A 19,814-nucleotide genomic window follows, 5' to 3' on the forward strand; every position below is an offset into this window, starting at 1 on the left:
GAGCGAGCGCAATTCCCTAAGGTCGCGTGAATTATTTACAGCGGGATCAGGTGGGATAGATCAGGGTGATCAGGTCGGTGTAGCGATCCACTCGAACGGCCAAGGCTTTGGTGATGGCGTCGAGCATCTGCTCGGGCTTGTTCAGGTTGAGTATCAAACTGACTCGGCGCATGGCCAGTTGCTTGTCCATGATGAAGATTCGGCCTTCGCGCCAGCGTTGCAACTCATCGATGACGGTGAGCAAAGGCTTGTCGAAAAACACCAATCGTCCGCTGCGCCAGGCGAGGATCTGCTCAAGCTCGGCATGCTGGATGGCGCCGGTACGATCACTGCTGAAGCGCACCGACAGGCCCTCTCCCAAATCGACCTGCTGGTTGGCCGTCACCACACGGACCGTCTTGCGGTTCACCGCCAGCAGCGCCGAACCTTCATCGCATGACAGACAGAATCCAGCGTCGGCGGCCACCACCTGCCCCGATCGGCTGTTGACCGTGAACTCGCCGGCCGCCGAGGGCAGCACATTGAAATAGGCCTCGCCGTGAAGCAGTTCCACGGCGCGCCGGGTCGGTGAAAAATCCACATTCAATGCAGTGTTGCCGGCGAGATCGACAGAGGACCCATCGGGCAACGTGACGGTACGACGCTCGCCCACGGCGCTGCGGATATCGGCGAACGGCAGGCCCATATCGTTGAGCCATAGCGCCGATGCACAAGCGGTGACGGCGACGGCACTGGCGGCGATGCCCAAGCCGACGAAACGTCGGCGGGAAAGTTGTGGGGCGGTCGGTGCTAAGGTCTGAGGGTACAGCTGCGCGGAAGCGGCCCACAGGTGCTCGAGCTGGGCGTAGGCCTCGGCATGCCGGGGGTCGGCATCGAGCCATGCTGCCAACTCCGCCCGCTCGGCGGCAGTGGGTGAGCCGCCCTGAACCAAAGCGAACCAGGCGCTCGCCTGATGGCTGATGTCGTCAACACGCGACACTGATGGAGGTTCGACGCTCATTCGGACATACCGATCTTGATCAAGTCCAAGGCACGAACCATGCGGCTGTAAGCGGTCTTCGACGGGATCCCCAGGCGCTGGCCTATTTCCACGTAGGTCAGGCCTTCCACGCGCACCATCAGAAACACTTCGCGACACGGCGCGGGCATATTCTGAATCACGTCGTTCAACGTATTCAGCTGTTGATGGGCAATCGCCGCTTGTTCAAGGGTGGGCGTGGACGGCTCGAAACTGGAGGTTGTCTGGGGATCGAGGGTCTCGCCTTTGCGATGTTCCTGGCACCGGGTGTGATCGATGAACAGATTGCGGGCGCTGGAGAACAGATAGGCGCGAAAATTGGCAATCGGGGTGCGACCCATTTGCTCGGACAGGCGAATGAAGGTGTCCTGAGTCAGGTCGGCGGCGGTCTCTTTGCAACGCAAGCGACGATCCAGGTAATCCTGGATTTCGCTGCGGTGGGCGAGGTACAGCGCCTTGAGATCTGAGCCGGACATGAACGCAACCTTGAAAGGCGGAGTGGCAAGGGCAGGAAAATATCACAAAGAGAATCATTTGCGCTTGCGCGCTCCTGCCCGCACTCACACAACCATGTATATCCCTGCCTTAAAAGCGCCTAGCCCCGATCAGCTCACCCAGCACCTGGTTGGGGATGCGAAAGGGTATGGACGCATGGTCTTCGCCAGCTTCGACCCTAAAGCCGCTTCGCAGTCCAAAGCCTGACAATGCTTGCAGGCGTGAATACAACGCGCTGGCATCCTGGATCGCCTGAACCGAATCGCGCTCGGCCATCACGATGCTCAGGCTTGTCTGCGTCATATCGAGTTGTGCGGCGCGGACGCGCTCGGCGAAAGCGCGTTCAGACGCTAACAGGAACTGGTCACGCCACCACAGGCTGGGGCTGACCGCTACAACGTGTTGAAACAGGGTGGGCCGAGTGAACACCGCGTACACACCCAGCATGCCGCCAAATGAGTGCCCGACCAGGCTGCGTTGATCCTCGTCGACTTTGAAATGCTCGGACACTTTGGGCATCAAGCGTTTCTGGATGAAGTCGAGAAACAGATCCTGGCCACCCTGTGCCGGCGTGTTGCGATCTTGCGGTGCAGGCGGTGTCAGATCGAACGCGCGTCTGTTGAAGTCCAGCGGCGTGTCACTCGGATACCCGATCGCCACCAGGATCGAGCCGCGCAATTTGGCCTGCGCGCGCTTGGCGGCATGGAACGCGGGGAAATAGGCATTGCCATCCAACAGGTAAATCACCGGGTAACCACCGGTATAAGGAACATCGCCCTCGGGCAGGCTGATCATGATGCGGTATTCCAGCCCTCCTTCGCTTTTCATCGCCCATTGCTCGGTGCCGTCCAGCGCAACCGGCTGCGCCTGAGCGGCCATCGTTGCACCGAGCAACCATGCGCTCAATACGGTAAATACTCTGCGGATCATGTTTCTGGGTGTTCCTTACTGTGCAGGCACGTGAGCGTAGGGCGTTGACCTCAGAAGAAGCCGAACGGCAAACCTACGCGGTGGAGAATGCGCTCGGTTGCCAATAAGACGGATGACGGCGTCGTTTGTCTTGATCTGGCGATGGCCGAGCGGATTATCCCGTTTCCTGCTCGCTAACTCAGCCGCTCAGCCGCCTTGCGATATACGGCCTCCCGCTCACGCTTATCAACGGCCACGATAAACACCACTACCTCTTGGTCGATAACTTGGTAAACGAGGCGGTATCCACTGCTGCGCAGTTTGATCTTATAGCAGTCGGGCAAGCCATGCAGACGGTTGGCTTCATTGCGGGGATTGAGCAGAATCGCGACCAGTTTCTTCTTGAGTTGCTGGCGTACGGTATCCCCCAACTTGTGCCATTCCTTTAGCGCCCGCGCGTCGAACTCGAGGCTATAGGTCATCCAGCGAAACCTTGACTCGCTGAGGATTCGCCAACCGTTCCCGCACCGTTTCAAGCAAGGCTTCATCGTCCTCGGTCATCAAAACCGACTTGAAGGGCAACTGGCCTCGCTCCGCCACGTACTGCAGGGTTTGCCGCATCAGTTCAGATGGGGTGACGCCGAGTTTTTCCAGCTCGTGGTAAGCGCGCGCTTTCAGCTCGTCGTCGATACGTATGTTGATAGACGCCATGGGAAGTTCTTCTGTAATGACAACGGTCATTACAGTGAAGCAAAAAGTGCGTTTGGGCAAGCTACCCCCGGTCGACTTTCTCCTCACTTGCAAAACGGATCATCCCAAAACGGGCGCTCGATCTCCTTGTAGATATCCGCCCGGCTCAAACCCAGGTCCTTGAGCCCGGCGTCACTCATCTGCTCCAGTTGATGCCGTTGCCGGGCCAGTTCATACCAGCGCGCGATGCGCTTCCATGGATTGGCAAAAGATCTCGCTGATTCACTTTGGGTGCAGCAGCTATGCGAAGCACAGGCACTCACTGTTTGACCTTTCATCTGCTCATCCTCCGGGTTGATGGCTTGATTCTCGGTTCAGGCTTAACATCAATCCAACGAATGTTTTGAATGCAGTGCATCTCAGAGATTGATCAATGTCCCACTACCAGAGCATCGATTCGGAAGTCCTGCGTACTTTCGTGGCCATCGCCGATGAGGGCGGTTTCACCAAGGCCGGTGAGCGGGTGAATCGCACCCAGTCGGCGGTGAGCATGCAGATGAAGCGGCTCGAGGAAGACGTGCTGTGTCGGCAACTGTTCGAGCGCGATGGCCGGCAGGTGAAGCTGACGGCTGAAGGGCAGATTCTGTTGGGTTACGCGCGCCGCATTCTCAAATTGCACAGCGAAGTGTTCACCACCTTGCGCGAGCCGCACATGGTCGGCACGGTGCGCATCGGTACTCCGGACGACTACGCCATGCGCTTTCTGCCGGGGATCTTGTCCGGCTTCGCTCAGGCATTTCCGCTGGTGCAGGTGGAAGTGCATTGCGAGAGCTCCCGGCAGTTGATGCAACGCAAGGATCTGGATCTTACGATCGTTACCCGTGAGCCAGGGCGCGAGGTAGGCCAGTTGCTGCGTCAGGAGCGCTTCGTGTGGGCCGAAGCCGAGGGCTTTTTTCTTCACGAACAAACGCCCGTGCCACTGGCGATGTTCAATACCGATTGTTTTTGCCGGATATGGGCGTGCAATGCCCTGGACGCCGGGCAGAAGCCTTACCGGATCGCCTATTCCAGCCCCAGCCTCGCGGCGATAATGGCCGCGGTCGGCGTTGGCCTGGCGGTCACCGCGCAGCTGCAAAGCCTGATCACGCCGGGGCTACGGATCATCGGCGAAGCCGAGGGCATGCCCTTGTTGCCATTGGCGAGCATCATGCTGCTGCGCAACCCCGATACCCGGTCGCCGATGATCGATGCGTTGGCCGAGCATATCGTCGAGGGGTTCAGGCTTTGAGCGGTGGGCCCATCGCTTACCTGCTGGAACTCCCCTACCGCCGCGTCAACTCGGTCAAGGTATCCGCAATCCCCTTGGTCCGTCTCGCCGTCCCCTCGGTTGCCTGGCTCGACGCCTCCAAGGTGTCCAGCATCTCCCTCAACGCACTCACTCCTGTGGACTGATCTTCGATCTGCTGAGCCACTCGCTGGATCTCGCTCGACAGCAGATCGACATCCACGCCGATGTCCGCTGCATTCTTGCGGGTGATTTCCGCCAGTTTGCGGACCTCGTCGGCCACCACGGCGAAGCCCCTTCCCAGATCGCCCGCGCGGGCTGCTTCGATGGCGGCGTTGAGCGCGAGCAGGTTGGTCTGGCCGGCGATCTGCTGAATCACCTGGACGATGGATTGAATCTGCAGGCTCGAACTGGCCAGGGCGCGCGCGCCGATCACCGCTTGGTCGGCCTGCCGGGCGAGATCTTCGACGGTGCTGCCGGCCTGGGTTGAAACGGTATTCTGCCGGTTGATGGTGGCCGCCAGGTCGTCCATGGAGAGGTGCAGCTCGCCGGAATAATGGTTGATCTGGGTGGCCATCTGCTGTTGGTGTTCGCCAGCGTCGGCGAGCACCTGGCCCAGAGCGGCGAGGCCTTTGAAAACGGGGAGGATGCCGGTGTCCAGGCCCCGGGTGTCGAGGGCGCTGGTGAAATCGTTGCGTTTGAAGGCTTCGATCTGTTTCACCACCACGTGGTTGAGGCCGATCATCTTCTTGAGCTGGCGGCGCAGGAAGAAGGCTTTGAACTCGCCATAGTGGGCGATGAAGTTATCCACATACTCGTCGGTGAAGGATGCGCCCTTGGCGACGCGGAAGAAGAAAATCGCGGTCAGGGTCTGGTTGAGATTCAAGCCGAGGATTTCACCGAAGGTAGAGAAGCCCACCACTGGCACGTCGCCAAACAGGCCGCGCATGCTGCCCAGGTCATTGGCGTTGTTGAGCCTGCGCAGGATGCAGTCGTTGAGAATGGCAGCCACCGGTTGGCCGCCCTTGCCTTGCAGGAACTGTCGGTAGTCTTTTTCCGTGGCCTGACGCAGCGGCGTGCGCTTGACCATGACCAGCTCTTCGCCCGGCGCAACGTCGCAGAACAACTGGATGATCTGTTGGGTATGGTCGATACGGGCAATGGAACGCACGAACAATTCGCTGCCGACGCGGATGGCAAAAGAGTACTCGGCGAGGTTCTTTTCCAGGGAATGGCTGTCGCACTTGAACGCGTTGCACAGGGCCTGGACCATGCTCATGATGTTGCCGCTGCTGTCGATCACCTGATCGATGGTGCGGTCTTCGACGGAGGCGGTGAGCACGCTGAACGTCAGCCCGGCCGGCTCGAAGTTCTGGCTCTTGAACACACCGAAACGGATATCCGATGCGGTCTTGAGAAAGACGATCTGGGCGTGATTCTGGTAGCTGCGCTTGCCATCGTGGATCAGGGTTTTCTGGAAGTCCGACTTGCCGCCCGCAGAGCCGCCGACGAACAGGCAGGGGAAGCGGCCCGACTCGTAAAGCGCTTCCATGAAGAACGATTCGGAAGCCGACAGCCCGTCGAAAACCACGTAGGCCAAGGTATCGCGGTGGTCGATGGGCGTACTGACCTGGACGCGCTTGATGTTGGCGACCAGCTTCGCGATGCGCTCGCGCATCTCCATGCGTTTGCCACCGTTGCGGATGTCTTCGCACTCCAGCGGCACCATGACCACTTCCGCCGAGGCAATCACATTGCGCTCGAAACACTGCAGCACGATGCGGTCCCAGTGCTCGCCCGCCGCGCAGTACAGACCATCCGCGCTGTTGCACAGCTCGCCTGAAGTGGTGCACAGACTGATGGTGCCATTGGGGAAGCGCTGCCGAACGCTGGCCGCGACCTTGTCGATGTCCAGGTGAGGCGAGACGAAGCCTGTCACCAGCACAGGATCCGCGCGCAAACCGGCCAAACCGCGGTCCAGCTCATTGGCCGTGCAGCTCAGGCTCACGGCACCCTGGCTGAGTGCGCGGGTGGGGTTGAAGCGTTTGAAGAGGTTCATCACATGGCTCGCTGGAAAGGTTGCACAGCGCACGCGGGGCGTGGCTTGCATTGCTGTCGCTATCGGCCATGGGGAGGTGGACTTGATGCAGGTGGTCGGGTTTGTGGGGATCTAGGCTGCTGGTTGGACATTTCTGGAAACGCCAGGGTTTTCAGGCGAAACGGCATACCCGTTATCTTGAAAAGGCTTGGGGCAAATCAGGGAAGCCCAAGCGCATTCAATTCTAAAAACCTATGTACAAAAAGTGTCTGGAGATGCCATGCGCTACCCAATCTGCATCGAGTGGGGCGATGAAACTACGGCCGTCGGAATTCAGGTGCCCGACATTCCTGGCGCCATCACCGCTGGCGACACATTCGAAGAGGCCTACAGTGCTGCGGTTGAGATCGCCCATATCATGTTGGAAGAAATCGCGGCTCGTGGAGAGCGTATTTCTCTCCCAAGCGCGACTGCAGTCCTTCGTAACGAAGCCGAATACACGGACATGAGCTGGGGAATGCTCGATATCGATATAACGCCTTACTTGGGCAAGACCGAAAAGGTCAACGCCACACCGCCTGGATTTGTAATTACAAGAATAAGTCACGAAGAAAAGAACGGAGATAATAGTTCTATGCGTCGTGTAATGATAATTGGCCAGCCTGGCTCAGGTATAAGTACCTTGGCTCACAAGATGGGTACACTCACGGGCCTACCTGTTTTTCACATCGACACCATTCATTGGCAGTCAGGCTGGATCGAAAGAAGCACGCAGGAGAAACACGCCTTTGCAACGAAATCGCGGCCAAGGATCTGTGGATATTCGAAGGCGGGCACTCTACGACATGGGATAACCGAATCGCTCGAGCTGATCTGTTGATATGGATTGATCGCGCGCCAGCACTTCGGTTCTGGCGTGTGGTACTCACAACGTTAGTCCAACGAGGTCATACCCGTCCCGGCCTGCCTGAGAACTGTCCTGAGTCCGTAAGCAATCTTCCGACTTTTCTGACCTTCATGTGGAAAACTCGGTACAGCGCACGCCTCAAGATGAAGCAGGTCTCAGCCACCGCTCCTATGACCTGCCGGGTTGTGTACCTGCGTTCCAACCGCCAAACCGAACGCTTTCTTGCAAGCATTCACAAGCATCATCAATAACCGTGAAGCTCCCGAAATGCCTGGCCCTTATGGTATTCAACCCACTCCTCCACATCGTAAGGAATGTACAACTGGTGCCGAGCGCGGGAAATTGCGACATACACTGCACAAATTCGCTCATCGAATTCGGCGGCATCCTTGAAGGTTTCGGTGGTAAGCAGCTCGGGGGTAAGCAGCACCTGGTCGAACTCCATTCCGCCAGCGTCTTTGGCCATCATCAGCATACAACTGCTGCCGGGCTGACCTTGCAAGCGGTTCAGCCGCGTTATGTCCGCAACGTTGAACCCTTTCTCCAGTATTGCTTCTACCCATAAGAACGCATTGTCGTATCGATTAGCTTCGCGGACTTGGGCCCAGTCAAGCAATTCGTTAAGTTCCGGGTGTACGCCTTTGCCATTGTGGTCAAGGCTGTAATATTGGGGCTTGTAGAGTGCGACGGCCGTGGACATGAATTGCTGAAGGTCGTCCTGAGCCTTTTTGTTCAAGAAACTGAAGCAACAGTTGGCATCGTGAAGCTGCATGACCCATTTCATGGTGTCCCAGTGCGAAGCCGTCAACACCGCACAGCTTTCGGGCGGCACGAAGCCCTCGTGATAATGTTCTACTCGTACATCCGCATTACGAGCCCCCTCGAAATACACTTTGCTCTTGGCCGAGTGCCGAGAGATAAGCGGGTTGACCAACCGCTCCACGTTGCGCCCCGAACGTACCGAATAGCTAATATCGCTGCGCCGTACTCCACGACGGCGTGGCACCGTTGCACCCTTGATCTGCTGATACTCGTCGCCAAGGGTGATTAACACTTGTTTGCCACGCTCAATGATCTGCAATAACGACGCAGGTATGTCCTGGCTTTCATCGATGAGCACATGGGTAAACCGTGCCGGTACAACGCAGTCCGCCAAGCTGGCACGTTTGATCATCAACAGCGTTGCGAAAACTCCATGACCCGCCCATGCCGGAGTTGAGTCCAGGTACCGCCATAGGCGTCTGGCATACTCGAGCAGCACCTTGGTATCCTCACTGGCCAGTTCCTGCTGGAAATGCGGAAGATGTGCAGCGCTCAAGCTGTAGTCTCTGGAAGCGCTGTAGTTTTCCAGTATCTTGAGGCAAAGGCCTAAGGTAGTAAGCCCGTCATATTGGCGCATTCCCAGGATGTTGAGCTCCAGAGCAAGTGCCTGCTTCGTAGGCAATCTGGCCGGAGCCGTTGCCGTGTTGAACCTGGAGTGCTTCAGCAGCGCGTGCGCAAAGCCCTGGAAGGTGGAACCGGCTTGTCTGTCGCGATCGCCGCCCATGTGCTTGCGCAACACTTCAAGCTTGCTCTTTGAGCGCGCCAATACCAAGGTGGTTTCGGGGCGCAGGAACTCTAGCAGTGCACCCAGCAAATGGCTCTTCCCGACGCCGGCATAACCTTGAACGTGCAGGTCCTCATTCAGATTGGCGCGGAAGGTACGCAACAGTTTGTCCTGCTCGTCGCTCAACCAGCGCTCCCGATGCCGTGGCGTAATCACATGCTCGCGGTAAGGGTTGTTCGCTCGGTAGTGTCGAATACTGAAGCTGCTATCCCACTCCCCCCCAGGCAAGAGGTAATCCTGGGTGGCGACCTCTTCGGCTTCAAGCAAACGCAGTTTCAGGGGTTTGATCGCCTCAAGGCCGTAATAAAGCTTACCTTGGTCGAACAACCGTTGTGCTTCAGATAACAGACCGGTCGGTTGTCTAGAGGCCACGGCCCATCCGATCAGCCTGGCCAATATTCTTTCGGCCCCAGCAGCGTTCAAGTCTTTCTCAGCGGCCTGTACCAGGTTTTGAATGACGAGCACGGCAGCCAACTCTGGATTGCTCAGAGATTCGAGCTGGGCGGCACCATCCTCGGCGAGCAGGCGTACACAGGTTTCCTCGGCGACAGGCAGGAAAACGGGATGGGATAAATCAACATGTTCGGCGTGCATAGACTCTCATTGCCAGGCGGTACATTTCATGAGGGCCGTTGTTGCGCCACACATCACTCATCGTGCAAACGTCACTATACGGGTAGTACCGTAACTGACGTGCCAACCGGTTCGGGGGCCGCTCCCATGCGCAGAATCGTAGCAGGTGCGCCGAACGTCTTTGAGCCAGTTTAACTGCATCAGCCTGGACCCTACCTCCGATGTCGATACACCCAAAGTGATGCTTAAATCGGTCACAATGCGTTGCGCCGTTTCGATATTGTGGCGTTGGTGGTCGACGTAGAGGCGGCCATGCCCACGCCATTTGACATCGTAGTGCTTGAGCAAAGGCGTCAGATGACGATCAAGAACGTATTCGTCACTCCACTGGTCGATCTTGCTTTCGTCCATTCAATGCACCTCCCACAGGTAGGCACAGGAGTATGCCACCTTGATTGGATCGATGCCCGGATCCGCAGGTTGGAGAGGGAGAGAATCTTTAACGGACGTTTCAAGCGGCGTCGCCACGTGGGCTAAGCACTAGACAGTCTCAAACCTACACGATCTTTTCACTAGCCTGTGTTGGACCAACACAGGCTGTGCACTGGAGCCAACCGGACGCCCGCTTGTAGCTTTTAAACCTAACAGGACAATCTTTCCGGATGGCGCGCTGAATTCGCTATTTCTGCTGTAGGTGATGCGTATAGCAGGGCCGATGAAGCCGCTTCGCGCGTCGAATACCCCGACGAATTTTGGGCAGTTCATGTATAGGTGAGACGAGGACCCGCACGCTCCAATATACCCATCCTACCGTTTTTCGAAGCAATAGGCGGTCGCCGAGATCGTGTAACTCCAAGACTTCCGAAATAAACCTATAGAAGGCTGTATTACTAAGGTACTGATCATTTATGGACTCCAGCAATACATCGCCAACTGACTTCAGCGAGCCAAGGATGACTGCGCAGGGCAACACACAAACGGCAATAATGATAACCAGCCAAAACAGCTCAGTCATCGCCAAAGCGGTATCAACATATTCATTGATAGAACCAAACACGGCATCGGGCGTCATAGTTGCAATGACGATACCTGCCACTACCGCAAGGATACCAGTGACATAAGCTGCAAAGTTAGACGCCGAAGGAAACTTAAAAAAACCAGAAGCACGTATCAGCCAGGTTTCTTTGCACCGAAGCTTGATTTTCTCGCGCCACTCCCATTCATCGACTAGCTCAGCGGCGAATCTCATCAAATCATCTTCAATACGAAAAACCCCCTTCAAATAAACCGTTTTTTCATTGGTAAAATTCGAAAAAGATCGCCGGAAGCCGAATAATACGGCATTAGGATTGTATAGCCGAAATCGGCGCACGCTGCCCGCATAATAAGCCTGTCCAATGCCAAACATTACAGGTATCTCTGCCGAAAGCAGTGAAAATTGGAAGCCTGTACTTAGGAGAAAATTGTCATGCGCAATCCTGATGTAAAGATCGCCGAAGAACAGCAAAAGGATAAGCATTGTGAGAGCTATGGAAAGCCATAGGACCAAGCTTCCCATAGCATAGGAGACTGGCGGACGAAAGGTTTTTCGGTAGTGACGAATCTTATCGCTAATGGCTTGCATGACAACTCCTGTGATCTGGCTACTCCATCTGTTGGTCATCATACTACCAAAGCGTCTCGCCGTAGCCGGTGATAAATTTATCTGACTGGCTCTCGCAGGGGCGGCCAGTGTACACACCGCTATGCGACTCTCTCCTCAATAGGTAACACCTAGGTAGTTCGTGAATTTTATTAGTTTGGCCAGCCCTGATAGAAACTTTCACACGCATAAAACATCAAGCTGAGTACTTGTTGCACTTCATAGGTAGCAGCCTTTGCTCTTAACTTCCATCACGTCCTTCAACCCCAAAAACTAAGTACTCCTTAGTATGCAGGGTATAGGGCTATGGCAGACTGAACAGGTCAATCGCCGACTGCAAGGAAGGATCCTTGCAGATAGTTTGACCCACTTAGCCCAAGATCAAACACCCACCTCTTCGCAAGGAACGCCTCAATGCTCAAACACCTGGACGTCCCAAACCCAGTGTCCCAAGCCACGCTTGAGCAATGGCTGAGCGGACTCAATGCCCTCAGTCAGGCACTGGAAAGCATCCAGCCTGCGATTCAGCAGGTGGTGGATGTCACCGATGCACTGGCATTGACCGGGCAGTTACTCGGTGCGGACCATACCACGGCACTGGATGCCGACAAGATGCGCTGCCTGCTCGACCCGCTGTGCGAGCGGTTGGAGTGTGCGGGCGAGCGGATTTGTCAGGTGTTTTGAAGACGAACTGTGGATCGGCGGGCTAAAACAGCGCCTCGACGAAGATCCTTGATATTCAGCGTGAGCCGAATAGACTCAACATTCGGCTCACCATATGAGCCGAATAAGTTTATCAACCGGCTCATCAAGGCAAAAACGCTTATGCCCCAGTGGATCTGGCAGCAACCTCAATGGCCGCAGTTCTCCTGGCAATCCGACAAGCTGGCTGACCTGCTGCGTCAGTGCACGAGTGAGCAGGGGCGGCTATTGGGCAGGCTTGGCGCCGTTGGTGATGAGAGCAGCCGACAGGGCATGCTCGATACGCTGCTGCAGAACATCATCACGTCCTCGGCGATCGAGGGCGAGACGCTCAATGCAGGCTCGGTGCGGTCTTCCCTGGCTCGCCGGCTTGGCGTGCATGAGCCGGAAGAGGCACAGCGCACTTCACGCAGTGAAGGGTTGGCGCAATTGATGGTCGATGCAACGTGCAATCACGCTCAACCTTTGAGCGTGGAGCGTCTGTTGCAGTGGCATTCGTTGCTGTTTCCAGCGGATGACTCGCGTTGGCTGCACAGGCCAATGCGCGTGGGCGAGTGGCGTGGCGATGAGCCGATGCAGGTGGTGTCGGGCCGGCTGGATCGGCCAACGGTGCATTTCGAAGCCCCGCCCCGGCATGGGTTGGAGCAGCAGCTGGAAACGTTCGTTGACTGGTTCAACGTGGAGTCGGCCACGCTGGATCCCCTGTTGCGCGCTGGTATCGCTCATTTGTGGTTCGTCACTCTGCACCCTTTCGACGACGGTAATGGTCGTTTGACCCGCGCGCTCACCGACCTGGCGCTTGCTCAGGGCGATAACCAAGCCGTACGTTTCTACGCGATGTCAGCGAGCATTCTGGACAACCGGGCGGGTTACTACACGGTTCTGGAACAAACGCAGAAAGCCGACATGGACGTCACGTCTTGGCTGGTGTGGTTTCTTCGGACGTTGTTCGCGGCAATTGCCGAGGCGATCAGGAACATCGATCGAGTGCTGGCCAAGGCCCGCTTCTGGCAGGCGCACCGTGCGCTGCCGTTGTCGAAGGAGCAGTTGAAGGTAATCAATCGGCTGCTCGATGGTGGTGCCAAGGGATTCGAAGGAGGCATCAGCGCCGCGCAGTATCAAGCGGTGGCGAAGGTCAGCAAGGCAACCGCCACACGCCACCTCGCGGATCTATTGGAAAAGGGGCTGCTGCAACGGTTGCCAAGTGGGGGTAGGAGTACGCGCTATCAAATCACTCTGCCTCGCTGAGGCTGACGTCTGTATCTATCCTCTTCCACCCCCTACCCCAAACTCCGCGCCGAATTGCTCAACACCTGCACGCACTGCATCAAGGCCGGTGCCAGTTGGCTTTCGGCGTCGGCGCGGGTCCAGCGGCTGGTGGGGGCTACCACGTGCACCGCGGCTACGGGTCGGCCGTTGCCGCCGATGACGGGTGCGGCGATGGTCATGTCGCCCAGGAAGAGTTCCTGGGTGTTCACGGCGTAGCCGCAGTCACGCACGGTTTGCAGCGAGGCCATGATGTCGTCCACCTCGGTGTGGGTATGCGGGGTGTGGGCGACGCGGGTGCTGCTTTGCACCAGGGCCAGCGCTTCGGCTTCGGGCAGGGCGCTGAGGTAGGCGCGGCCGGAGCCGGTGCAGTACATCGGCACGCGGCTGCCGATGGGCATGTGCACGGGTACGAAACGGGCGCTGACGAAGCGCGCGATGTAGGTCATTTCCACGCCGGTGGGTTCGGTCAGGCAGGCGGTCTCGCCAGTGAGTCGGGTGAGTTCGGCCAGGAACGGGTTGCCGACTTCGATCAGGGAATGAGCATCGAGGTAGCTGAAGCCCAGTTCCAGCACATGGGGTGTCAGCTGGTAATGCCGAGTGCGCGAGTGTTTCCGAAGGTAACCCAGGCTTTCCAGGGTGAAGACCATGCGCTGGGCTGAGCTTTTGGTCATGTGCGAGGCTTCGGCAATCTCAGCAAGGCTCATGCTGCGGCGCTTGGCGCTGAATGTACGCAGCACGGCCAGGCCTTTTTCCAGGGATTGATTGAACAGGCTGTTGCGATCTTCGGACATGGAAGCCTCAAGGCAATATTCTGCGAATGGACCCGGACAACAGCAAAGAGACAGCAATTTACGCGCCTGAAAATCGGATACCGATACGAACGTCATGTTTATCGATTTCCAATCACTGAAAATCGATGATTGCGGTGTGAAATGGCATAGAGCTTGCGACTTCGGTCATGTCCGCCTGGCGGTCCCACCTTCCGATTCCTTCTGGAGTGACCCGATGAACAGCCTCTCCCCTCTGTTTCGCCGTTTCGCGTTCGGTATCTGCCTGACACTCGGCGCATCCCTCGTGCACGCCGCCGAGGCACCGCTGTACAAGGTTGGTGCAACCGCCACGGGTTCGCCGTTCACCTTTCTGGACATCAAGAGCAACAGTATTCAGGGGATGATGGTGGACATCGCCAAGGCGGTCGGTGAGGCCGGTGGCTTCGGCACGCAGATGGAACAGACCAACTTCGCGGCGCTGATCCCGTCCCTGACCTCGGGCAAGCTGGACTTCATTTCCGCAGGCATGCTCAAGACCGACGAGCGGGCCAAGGTGGTGGACTTCAGCGCGCCGGTCTATTCCTACGGCGAAGGCCTGATCGTCAGTGCCGACGATAACACCGCCTACCCCGACCTGGCTGCGTTGAAGGGCGAAGTGATCGGCGCCCAGGCGGGCACCGCGTTCTACGACCTGGTCAACAAGATGGGCATCTTCAAGGAAGTACGCACCTACGATTCGATCGCCGAGATGGTCCGCGACCTGTCCCTGGGCCGCATCAAGGCGGCCGTGGCCGATCAGCCGATCGTGGCCTACCAGATTCGCCAGAACACCTTCAAAGGGGTGAAGCTGGCTGCCGACTACAAGGCGGCCAAGGTGGGAGATGTGTGCTTCGTGGTGCGCAAGGGTGACAGCGAAACCCTGGAGCGCTTGAACAAGGCCATCGACACCATCAAGGCCAACGGTACGCTGCAGGGCATCGTGCAGAAGTGGGGCGTGTAGGCTGAGGAGCGACCATGAAGCTTGCTGACTTCTTGCAGAACGCGCAGGACTTCCTGCCGATTCTGCTTCAGGGCGCGTGGGTGACCATCCAGATCACTGTGCTGTCGTTCCTGCTCAGCAGCGCGATCGGGCTGGTGCTGGCGCTGCTCAAGCTGTCGCCGATCCGCGCGCTGTCGTGGGCGGCGAGCACGGTGATCAACGTGATCCGTGGGCTGCCGATCATCGTGCAGCTGTTCTACATCTATTTCGTGCTGCCGGACATGGGCATTCACCTCACGGCCTTCCAGGCCGGGGTGATCGGCATGGGCATCGCCTACTCGGCCTATCAGGCGGAGAACTTTCGCACCGGCATCATTGCCGTGGACCAGGGCCAGCGCGAGGCGTCGGAAGCCTTGGGCATGCGCTCGTTCATGATGATGCGCCGGGTGATTCTGCCCCAGGCGTTTCGCATCGCGCTGCCGCCCTACGGCAACACGCTGGTGATGATGCTCAAGGACTCGTCGCTGGTGTCGACCATCACCGTGGCTGAAATGACCCGCCAGGGCCAGCTCATCGCCTCGTCGACGTTCCAGAACATGACCGTCTACACCCTGGTGGCCTTGCTGTACCTGCTGATGAGCCTGCCGCTGGTGTACGGGTTGCGGCGCATGGAGCAGCGTCTGAGCCGGAGGAAAAAGGCATGATCCAGATCAGTGGACTGCAGAAGAACTATGGCGACCACCGCGTGCTGCACGGGGTGGATCTGCAGGTGCAGAAAGGCGAAGTGGTGTGCCTGATCGGCCCGTCGGGGTCGGGCAAGTCGACCTTGCTGCGCTGCATCAATGCGCTGGAAACCTATGAAGGCGGCTCGATCCTGGCTTTCGGCGAAACCGTGCAGCGCGGCAGCAAGACGGTGCATACCTTGCGCAGCCGCATGGGCATGGTGTTTCAGCGTTTCAATCTGTTTCCCCATCGCACCGTGTTGGAAAACGTGATGGAGGGGCCGCTCTACGTGAAAAACGAGCCGGCCGCGCAGGTGCGCCGCGAGGCACTGGCGTTGCTCGACAAGGTCGGACTGGCGGAGAAGGCCGATGCCTATCCGGAGCAGTTGTCCGGTGGCCAGCAGCAACGCGTGGCGATTGCCCGCGCGCTGGCGATGAAGCCCAAGGCGATGCTGTTCGATGAACCGACCTCGGCGCTGGACCCGGAGCTGGTGGGCGATGTGCTGCAGGTGATGCGCACCCTGGCCGACGAGGGCATGACCATGATCGTCGTCACCCACGAGATGGGCTTTGCCCGGGAAGTCGCCGACCGCGTGTGCTTTCTGCACGGTGGTTACCTGGTGGAAACCGGACCGGCCGAAGAAGTGCTGGGCAATCCGCAACATCCGCGTACCCAGGATTTCCTGCGTCGGGTGTTGCATCCGACCACCAGCACGCGGAGCCAGCCATGATCGACGTGCCTTCGCTGTGGGCCGCGACCGCGCCGCCTGCGCGGGTGACACCGCCACTGCGCGAATCGGGCACGTACGATGTGGTGATCGTCGGTGCCGGGTACACCGGCTTGTCCACTGCCCTGCACCTGGCCGAGCGTGGTGTCAGCGTGTGCGTGCTGGAAGCACGGGAGGCGGGCTGGGGGGCATCGGGACGTAACGGCGGGCAGGTCAATCCGACCTTGAAGCATGACCCGGACGAACTGGTGCGGCTGTACGGCGCGGCCGTGGCGGAACCGTTGATCGACACCGTGTCGCGCTCGGCCGACCTGGTGTTCGACCTGATCGATCGCCATGGCATTGAGTGCGCTGCGGTGCGCAAGGGCTGGATGCAGGTGTCCTATTCGCATAAGGGCGTTGCCGGCCTGCACGCGCGGGCCGCGCAGTGGGAACGTCGCGGGGTGCCGGTGCAGTGCCTGGATGCCGCCGACGTGGCGGCGCGCATGGGCAGCCAGGCATTTGCCGGGGGCTGGCTGGATGGCCGTGCCGGGGCCATTCAGCCGTTGGCCTATGCCCGTGGGTTGGTAAGGGCAGCCCAGGCGGCCGGTGCCAGCATTCATGGGCAGAGCCCGGTGATCGGGCTGCAGCCGGTCGCGTCGGGCTGGCAGGTGCAGACCGCCAGCGGCCACACGGTCAACGCAGCCCAGGTGGTGCTCGCCACCAACGGTTACAGCGATGGCCTGTGGCCGGGCATGGCGCAAAGCGTCCTGGCGGCGAACAGCTTCATCGTCGCCACCCGCCCGCTGCAGGGCGCTGCGGCTCAGAGCATTCTGCCCGGACAGGAGACGGTGTCCACGGCGCAGCGGCTGTTGCTGTACTTTCGCAAGGACAGCCATGGGCGCCTGCTGATGGGCGGCCGCGGCACCTTCGCCGATCCCGGTGCACCCCAGGATTTCGCTCATCTGGAACGCTCGCTGGCCTTGCTGTTTCCGCAGTTGGGCAGGCTGGATTTCGAGTACCGCTGGGCCGGACGCATCGCCATCACCCGGGACTTCATGCCGCATGTGCATCAGCCCGCGCCGGGCCTGACGTTGGCGCTGGGCTGCAACGGCCGTGGCATTGCCCTGTGTACCAGCATGGGGCAGCAACTGGCGATCAGCCTGTGCGACAGCCAGGCTGACTTCGCCTACCCGGTGAGCCCTCTGCAAAAGCTGCCGATGCACGGGCTGCAACGTTTCTACATCGGCGCCGGCGTGGCCTGGTACAGCCTGCTGGATCGCCTGAACGTGAGCTGATGGCCTGCGGCAGAGCGTCGCGCCCGGCGTTGGCGGTGAACCAATCGCCGTGCGCCGGTTTCAAAGGGATTCATTCAGAACAATGGTTGCGTCCCATGCCCAAGAAACTTTCCCTCGCTCTGCTGATGATTTCTGCCCTGGGCCTGGCGGCCTGTGACAAGACGTCCGAAGACCACGTGCAGAAAGCCAACGAGCACACCGAAGCCGCCGCCCAGAAGCAAGCCGAGGGCAAGCCTGAGCAAGCCGCCGAGGAAAAAGCCGAAGCCGCCGAAGAACACGACAAGGCCCGCGAAAAGCGCGTGACCGAAGACCGCCATCAGGCGCTGTCCTCGGACGTACCGGACGAGATCAAGGCGCCCGAGAAAAAGTAATTCGCAGCGCGAACAACCCAGGCCCCGCCAGTGATGGACGGGGCTTTTTTTATTTCTGGGCAGCGCGACGTACATCTTGAAACCATTGGCCTGAAGCGGCCAGCTACTGGTTACAGCACTCACCGCCATAGTTCCGCCCGTTGCCCGTGCTGCTGCACCGTGGGACCGAGACAGGGAGTGTTCAATGGCAGGCAAGTCGAAGCCAGATCCGTCAATCGTCAGCGGCTTCAGAGTCGCCTTTGTTGAAGCAGGCAGGAAGGTCTACTTTGATCCAATAGCTCAGCGATACTATTCTTGGGATTCGTTGCATGGCGAGTTCGAGGTGTTCGACCGGCGTGGGTTTCATCTGGGCTCGGTGTGTCCAGAAACAGGACGGTTGCTGAAGCCCGCAGTTCGTGGCCGACGAATCAGAACCAATTGAGAGGTAGACATGACCTTCGTAGAACTTTGCATCGAGGGGAACGCGCGCGAAGACGAGATCGACAGGTTCATCGAAGCCTGGCATGAAGGTCGGGCGGGCACCCAAATAGAACTGCACGACTATCTGGGTATGACGTGGAGCGAATATCAGCGCTGGGCTATCAGCCCAGCAATTCTGCCCCATGTGGTCAGCGCCCATAAATTTGGCACCTCCCTTGAATACCAGCTTGCTCAGCAGGCCAATGAAAACGTCATGCCACATGCATGAACGTCGGCGTTAGGGGCATAGGGCATCAGATCTCAACTCCCCTGCAACGGCTTGGCATCCTTGAAGAAGTAATCCTGCCAGGAGGCCGGTTTGTTCTTGATCGCGCCGACGCGGTGCATGAACTCGGCCAGGGGGTAGGTGTTCTTCGGTGTGATCGAGAATTCGAACTGCGGGTTGTCGATGATTTTCAGCAGTGCGGCCCGGTCGATCTTCGCGCCGGTCACGCGGATGTAGGTATCGGCAGCGGCGCCTTTGTCTTTCTGGGCGAAGTCGGCCGCCTCGGCCAGGGCCTCGACGAACGCGTGGTAGGTCTTGGGGTTTTCCTCGCGGAATTTCTCGGTGGCGAACAGCACGGTGGGTGAGTTGGGGCCCAGCAGGTCGTAGGTGTTGAGCACCACGTGCACATTGGGATTGGCCAGGGCTTGATCCTGGAACGGCGGGTTGGAGAAGTGCCCACTGAGTTCGGTACCGCCGGCAATCAATGCCGCAGTGGCATCGGGATGAGGAACGGCGATGGTGTACTTGTCCAGACGGTTGTATTCCTTGTCGCCCCACTGCTTGGCCGCCGCGTATTGCAGAAAGCGTGATTGCACCGACACACCGACGGCGGGCACGGCAATGCGATCCTTCTCGGTGAAGTCGGCGATGGTCTTGACCTTGGGGTTGTTGCTGAGCAGGTAGTAAGGGAAGTTGCCCAGTGAAGCGACAGCCTTCACGTTCTGTCGTCCATGGGTGCGATCCCAAATGGTCAGCAGCGGACCCACGCCTGCCCCGGCAATGTCGATCGCGCCGGACAACAACGCATCGTTCACCGCAGAGCCGCCGGACAGCTGGGTCCAGTCGACCTTGATGTCGATGCCTGCCTCCTTGCCGTGCTTCTCGATCAGATGCTGATCGCGCACCACGTTGAGCAACAGATAAACGATACCGAACTGCTCGGCGATACGGATTTCGCCCTCGGCATGGGCCTGCGCGGGTGCAACCACGGCACCGGCCAACAGGCTGAAGCCTAGCCCGACGGCGGTAGCCAGACGGCTGAAAGTGGATCTAGACATAAGCGCTCCAGGCAAGGCATCAGGGATGTATGGGAGCGACTATATGTGCATAAGAAATTTATTTTAAATACGATTACAGAATAACCATAT

22 protein-coding genes and 2 pseudogenes are annotated in these 19,814 nt (G+C 58.6%); 11 read left to right on the forward strand and 13 right to left on the reverse strand.

Annotated elements, in window-relative coordinates; translation table 11 throughout:
• Positions 1 to 46: 46 nt before the first annotated feature.
• The 6 genes from ASF66_RS15880 to ASF66_RS15905 all read right to left on the reverse strand — a co-directional run bounded on the left by ASF66_RS15880 (position 47) and on the right by ASF66_RS15905 (position 3,450).
• Positions 47 to 1,000, reverse strand: a complete 954-nt coding sequence (locus tag ASF66_RS15880; protein WP_056844513.1) for a FecR family protein — start codon at positions 998 to 1,000, stop codon at positions 47 to 49.
• Entirely contained in the window at positions 997 to 1,494 is a 498-nt protein-coding gene (locus ASF66_RS15885; protein ID WP_056844514.1) for an RNA polymerase sigma factor, read from the reverse strand. The genes ASF66_RS15880 and ASF66_RS15885 overlap by 4 nt, the downstream gene beginning before the upstream one ends.
• A 109-nt stretch (positions 1,495 to 1,603) precedes the next feature.
• Entirely contained in the window at positions 1,604 to 2,443 is an 840-nt protein-coding gene (locus ASF66_RS15890) for an alpha/beta hydrolase (RefSeq protein WP_056844515.1), read from the reverse strand.
• A gap of 173 nt (positions 2,444 to 2,616) precedes the next feature.
• Positions 2,617 to 2,904 carry a type II toxin-antitoxin system RelE family toxin gene (locus tag ASF66_RS15895; protein ID WP_056844516.1) on the reverse strand — a complete coding sequence of 96 codons (288 nt, stop codon included), beginning with the start codon at positions 2,902 to 2,904 and terminating at the stop codon, positions 2,617 to 2,619.
• The gene (locus ASF66_RS15900) at positions 2,894 to 3,133 is read right to left on the reverse strand and encodes a type II toxin-antitoxin system RelB/DinJ family antitoxin (protein WP_056844517.1); all 240 of its coding nucleotides are present in this window, start codon (positions 3,131 to 3,133) and stop codon (positions 2,894 to 2,896) included. Before ASF66_RS15900 ends, ASF66_RS15895 begins: the two co-directional genes overlap by 11 nt.
• 83 nt (positions 3,134 to 3,216) lie before the next feature.
• Positions 3,217 to 3,450 (reverse strand): DUF1127 domain-containing protein, encoded by a 234-nt coding sequence (locus tag ASF66_RS15905; RefSeq protein WP_056844518.1) that lies wholly within the window; start codon positions 3,448 to 3,450, stop codon positions 3,217 to 3,219.
• A 95-nt stretch (positions 3,451 to 3,545) separates the two neighbouring features.
• On the opposite strand from ASF66_RS15905, the gene ASF66_RS15910 reads away from it, so the two are divergent.
• A complete protein-coding gene (locus ASF66_RS15910) occupies positions 3,546 to 4,400 on the forward strand; it encodes a LysR family transcriptional regulator (RefSeq protein WP_049861623.1) in 855 nt (284 codons plus the stop codon).
• A 34-nt stretch (positions 4,401 to 4,434) separates the two neighbouring features.
• On the opposite strand, the pseudogene ASF66_RS23290 reads toward ASF66_RS15910, so the two are convergent.
• Positions 4,435 to 4,854 (reverse strand): annotated as a pseudogene (locus tag ASF66_RS23290) (methyl-accepting chemotaxis protein); the annotation flags it as partial.
• A gap of 447 nt (positions 4,855 to 5,301) precedes the next feature.
• Positions 5,302 to 6,507: pseudogene (locus tag ASF66_RS23295) on the reverse strand (FIST signal transduction protein); the annotation flags it as partial.
• Between the two features lie 208 nt (positions 6,508 to 6,715).
• On the opposite strand from ASF66_RS23295, the gene ASF66_RS23050 reads away from it, so the two are divergent.
• Positions 6,716 to 7,315 (forward strand): type II toxin-antitoxin system HicB family antitoxin, encoded by a 600-nt coding sequence (locus ASF66_RS23050; protein ID WP_082484690.1) that lies wholly within the window; start codon positions 6,716 to 6,718, stop codon positions 7,313 to 7,315.
• A gap of 271 nt (positions 7,316 to 7,586) precedes the next feature.
• On the opposite strand, the gene ASF66_RS15925 is transcribed toward ASF66_RS23050, so the two are convergent.
• The 3 genes from ASF66_RS15925 to ASF66_RS15935 all read right to left on the reverse strand — a co-directional run bounded on the left by ASF66_RS15925 (position 7,587) and on the right by ASF66_RS15935 (position 11,145).
• Positions 7,587 to 9,542, reverse strand: a complete 1,956-nt coding sequence (locus ASF66_RS15925) for a hypothetical protein (RefSeq protein WP_056844520.1) — start codon at positions 9,540 to 9,542, stop codon at positions 7,587 to 7,589.
• A 57-nt stretch (positions 9,543 to 9,599) separates the two neighbouring features.
• Positions 9,600 to 9,932 carry a hypothetical protein gene (locus ASF66_RS22510; protein WP_156463203.1) on the reverse strand — a complete coding sequence of 111 codons (333 nt, stop codon included), beginning with the start codon at positions 9,930 to 9,932 and terminating at the stop codon, positions 9,600 to 9,602.
• 268 nt (positions 9,933 to 10,200) lie between these two features.
• Positions 10,201 to 11,145, reverse strand: a complete 945-nt coding sequence (locus ASF66_RS15935; protein ID WP_056844522.1) for a hypothetical protein — start codon at positions 11,143 to 11,145, stop codon at positions 10,201 to 10,203.
• Positions 11,146 to 11,577: 432 nt separating this feature from the next.
• Between ASF66_RS15935 and ASF66_RS15940 the strand changes: the two genes are divergently transcribed.
• Positions 11,578 to 11,847: a hypothetical protein gene (locus ASF66_RS15940; protein WP_056844523.1), complete on the forward strand. Its 270-nt coding sequence runs from the start codon at positions 11,578 to 11,580 to the stop codon at positions 11,845 to 11,847.
• Positions 11,848 to 11,988: 141 nt separating this feature from the next.
• On the forward strand, positions 11,989 to 13,113 hold the full coding sequence (locus ASF66_RS15945; protein WP_056844524.1) for a Fic family protein: 1,125 nt from the start codon (positions 11,989 to 11,991) through the stop codon (positions 13,111 to 13,113).
• A gap of 32 nt (positions 13,114 to 13,145) precedes the next feature.
• On the opposite strand, the gene ASF66_RS15950 is transcribed toward ASF66_RS15945, so the two are convergent.
• A complete protein-coding gene (locus ASF66_RS15950) occupies positions 13,146 to 13,925 on the reverse strand; it encodes an IclR family transcriptional regulator (protein ID WP_056844525.1) in 780 nt (259 codons plus the stop codon).
• Positions 13,926 to 14,139: 214 nt separating this feature from the next.
• Here ASF66_RS15950 and ASF66_RS15955 point away from each other — a divergent pair, with 214 nt between their 5' ends.
• The 7 genes from ASF66_RS15955 (at position 14,140) to ASF66_RS15980 (ending at position 18,669) form a co-directional block, all read left to right on the forward strand.
• Positions 14,140 to 14,904 carry an ABC transporter substrate-binding protein gene (locus tag ASF66_RS15955; RefSeq protein WP_056844526.1) on the forward strand — a complete coding sequence of 255 codons (765 nt, stop codon included), beginning with the start codon at positions 14,140 to 14,142 and terminating at the stop codon, positions 14,902 to 14,904.
• Positions 14,905 to 14,918: 14 nt separating this feature from the next.
• The gene (gene ehuD / locus ASF66_RS15960) at positions 14,919 to 15,587 is read left to right on the forward strand and encodes an ectoine/hydroxyectoine ABC transporter permease subunit EhuD (protein ID WP_049861617.1); all 669 of its coding nucleotides are present in this window, start codon (positions 14,919 to 14,921) and stop codon (positions 15,585 to 15,587) included.
• Positions 15,584 to 16,336, forward strand: coding sequence for an amino acid ABC transporter ATP-binding protein (locus ASF66_RS15965; protein ID WP_056844527.1), 753 nt, complete (start codon positions 15,584 to 15,586; stop codon positions 16,334 to 16,336). Before ehuD ends, ASF66_RS15965 begins: the two co-directional genes overlap by 4 nt.
• A gap of 5 nt (positions 16,337 to 16,341) precedes the next feature.
• Positions 16,342 to 17,610 carry an NAD(P)/FAD-dependent oxidoreductase gene (locus ASF66_RS15970; RefSeq protein ID WP_056844609.1) on the forward strand — a complete coding sequence of 423 codons (1,269 nt, stop codon included), beginning with the start codon at positions 16,342 to 16,344 and terminating at the stop codon, positions 17,608 to 17,610.
• Between the two features lie 95 nt (positions 17,611 to 17,705).
• Positions 17,706 to 17,981 (forward strand): hypothetical protein, encoded by a 276-nt coding sequence (locus tag ASF66_RS22150; RefSeq protein WP_134722775.1) that lies wholly within the window; start codon positions 17,706 to 17,708, stop codon positions 17,979 to 17,981.
• A 184-nt stretch (positions 17,982 to 18,165) separates the two neighbouring features.
• On the forward strand, positions 18,166 to 18,402 hold the full coding sequence (locus ASF66_RS22155; protein ID WP_082484692.1) for a colicin E3/pyocin S6 family cytotoxin: 237 nt from the start codon (positions 18,166 to 18,168) through the stop codon (positions 18,400 to 18,402).
• Positions 18,403 to 18,411: 9 nt separating this feature from the next.
• Positions 18,412 to 18,669 (forward strand): hypothetical protein, encoded by a 258-nt coding sequence (locus ASF66_RS15980; protein WP_056844529.1) that lies wholly within the window; start codon positions 18,412 to 18,414, stop codon positions 18,667 to 18,669.
• Between the two features lie 32 nt (positions 18,670 to 18,701).
• Here ASF66_RS15980 and ASF66_RS15985 read toward each other — a convergent pair whose 3' ends face one another.
• The gene (locus tag ASF66_RS15985) at positions 18,702 to 19,724 is read right to left on the reverse strand and encodes an ABC transporter substrate-binding protein (protein ID WP_049861612.1); all 1,023 of its coding nucleotides are present in this window, start codon (positions 19,722 to 19,724) and stop codon (positions 18,702 to 18,704) included.
• Positions 19,725 to 19,814: the final 90 nt, after the last annotated feature.

The organism is Pseudomonas sp. Leaf129 (assembly GCF_001423465.1).
GTDB classification, from domain to species: Bacteria; Pseudomonadota; Gammaproteobacteria; order Pseudomonadales; family Pseudomonadaceae; genus Aquipseudomonas; species Aquipseudomonas coleopterorum.

Excerpts from the sequence above, each read along its gene's own strand:
- ASF66_RS15880 (WP_056844513.1), bottom strand. The coding sequence starts at position 1,000 with ATGAGCGTCGAACCTCCATCAGTGTCGCGTGTTGACGACATCAGCCAT.
- ASF66_RS15885 (WP_056844514.1), bottom strand. The coding sequence starts at position 1,494 with ATGTCCGGCTCAGATCTCAAGGCGCTGTACCTCGCCCACCGCAGCGAA.
- ASF66_RS15890 (WP_056844515.1), bottom strand. The coding sequence starts at position 2,443 with ATGATCCGCAGAGTATTTACCGTATTGAGCGCATGGTTGCTCGGTGCA.
- ASF66_RS15895 (WP_056844516.1), bottom strand. The coding sequence starts at position 2,904 with ATGACCTATAGCCTCGAGTTCGACGCGCGGGCGCTAAAGGAATGGCAC.
- ASF66_RS15900 (WP_056844517.1), bottom strand. The coding sequence starts at position 3,133 with ATGGCGTCTATCAACATACGTATCGACGACGAGCTGAAAGCGCGCGCT.
- ASF66_RS15905 (WP_056844518.1), bottom strand. The coding sequence starts at position 3,450 with ATGAAAGGTCAAACAGTGAGTGCCTGTGCTTCGCATAGCTGCTGCACC.
- ASF66_RS15910 (WP_049861623.1), top strand. The coding sequence starts at position 3,546 with ATGTCCCACTACCAGAGCATCGATTCGGAAGTCCTGCGTACTTTCGTG.
- ASF66_RS23050 (WP_082484690.1), top strand. The coding sequence starts at position 6,716 with ATGCGCTACCCAATCTGCATCGAGTGGGGCGATGAAACTACGGCCGTC.
- ASF66_RS15925 (WP_056844520.1), bottom strand. The coding sequence starts at position 9,542 with ATGCACGCCGAACATGTTGATTTATCCCATCCCGTTTTCCTGCCTGTC.
- ASF66_RS22510 (WP_156463203.1), bottom strand. The coding sequence starts at position 9,932 with ATGGACGAAAGCAAGATCGACCAGTGGAGTGACGAATACGTTCTTGAT.
- ASF66_RS15935 (WP_056844522.1), bottom strand. The coding sequence starts at position 11,145 with ATGCAAGCCATTAGCGATAAGATTCGTCACTACCGAAAAACCTTTCGT.
- ASF66_RS15940 (WP_056844523.1), top strand. The coding sequence starts at position 11,578 with ATGCTCAAACACCTGGACGTCCCAAACCCAGTGTCCCAAGCCACGCTT.
- ASF66_RS15945 (WP_056844524.1), top strand. The coding sequence starts at position 11,989 with ATGCCCCAGTGGATCTGGCAGCAACCTCAATGGCCGCAGTTCTCCTGG.
- ASF66_RS15950 (WP_056844525.1), bottom strand. The coding sequence starts at position 13,925 with ATGTCCGAAGATCGCAACAGCCTGTTCAATCAATCCCTGGAAAAAGGC.
- ASF66_RS15955 (WP_056844526.1), top strand. The coding sequence starts at position 14,140 with ATGAACAGCCTCTCCCCTCTGTTTCGCCGTTTCGCGTTCGGTATCTGC.
- ehuD (WP_049861617.1), top strand. The coding sequence starts at position 14,919 with ATGAAGCTTGCTGACTTCTTGCAGAACGCGCAGGACTTCCTGCCGATT.
- ASF66_RS15965 (WP_056844527.1), top strand. The coding sequence starts at position 15,584 with ATGATCCAGATCAGTGGACTGCAGAAGAACTATGGCGACCACCGCGTG.
- ASF66_RS22150 (WP_134722775.1), top strand. The coding sequence starts at position 17,706 with ATGCCCAAGAAACTTTCCCTCGCTCTGCTGATGATTTCTGCCCTGGGC.
- ASF66_RS22155 (WP_082484692.1), top strand. The coding sequence starts at position 18,166 with ATGGCAGGCAAGTCGAAGCCAGATCCGTCAATCGTCAGCGGCTTCAGA.
- ASF66_RS15980 (WP_056844529.1), top strand. The coding sequence starts at position 18,412 with ATGACCTTCGTAGAACTTTGCATCGAGGGGAACGCGCGCGAAGACGAG.
- ASF66_RS15985 (WP_049861612.1), bottom strand. The coding sequence starts at position 19,724 with ATGTCTAGATCCACTTTCAGCCGTCTGGCTACCGCCGTCGGGCTAGGC.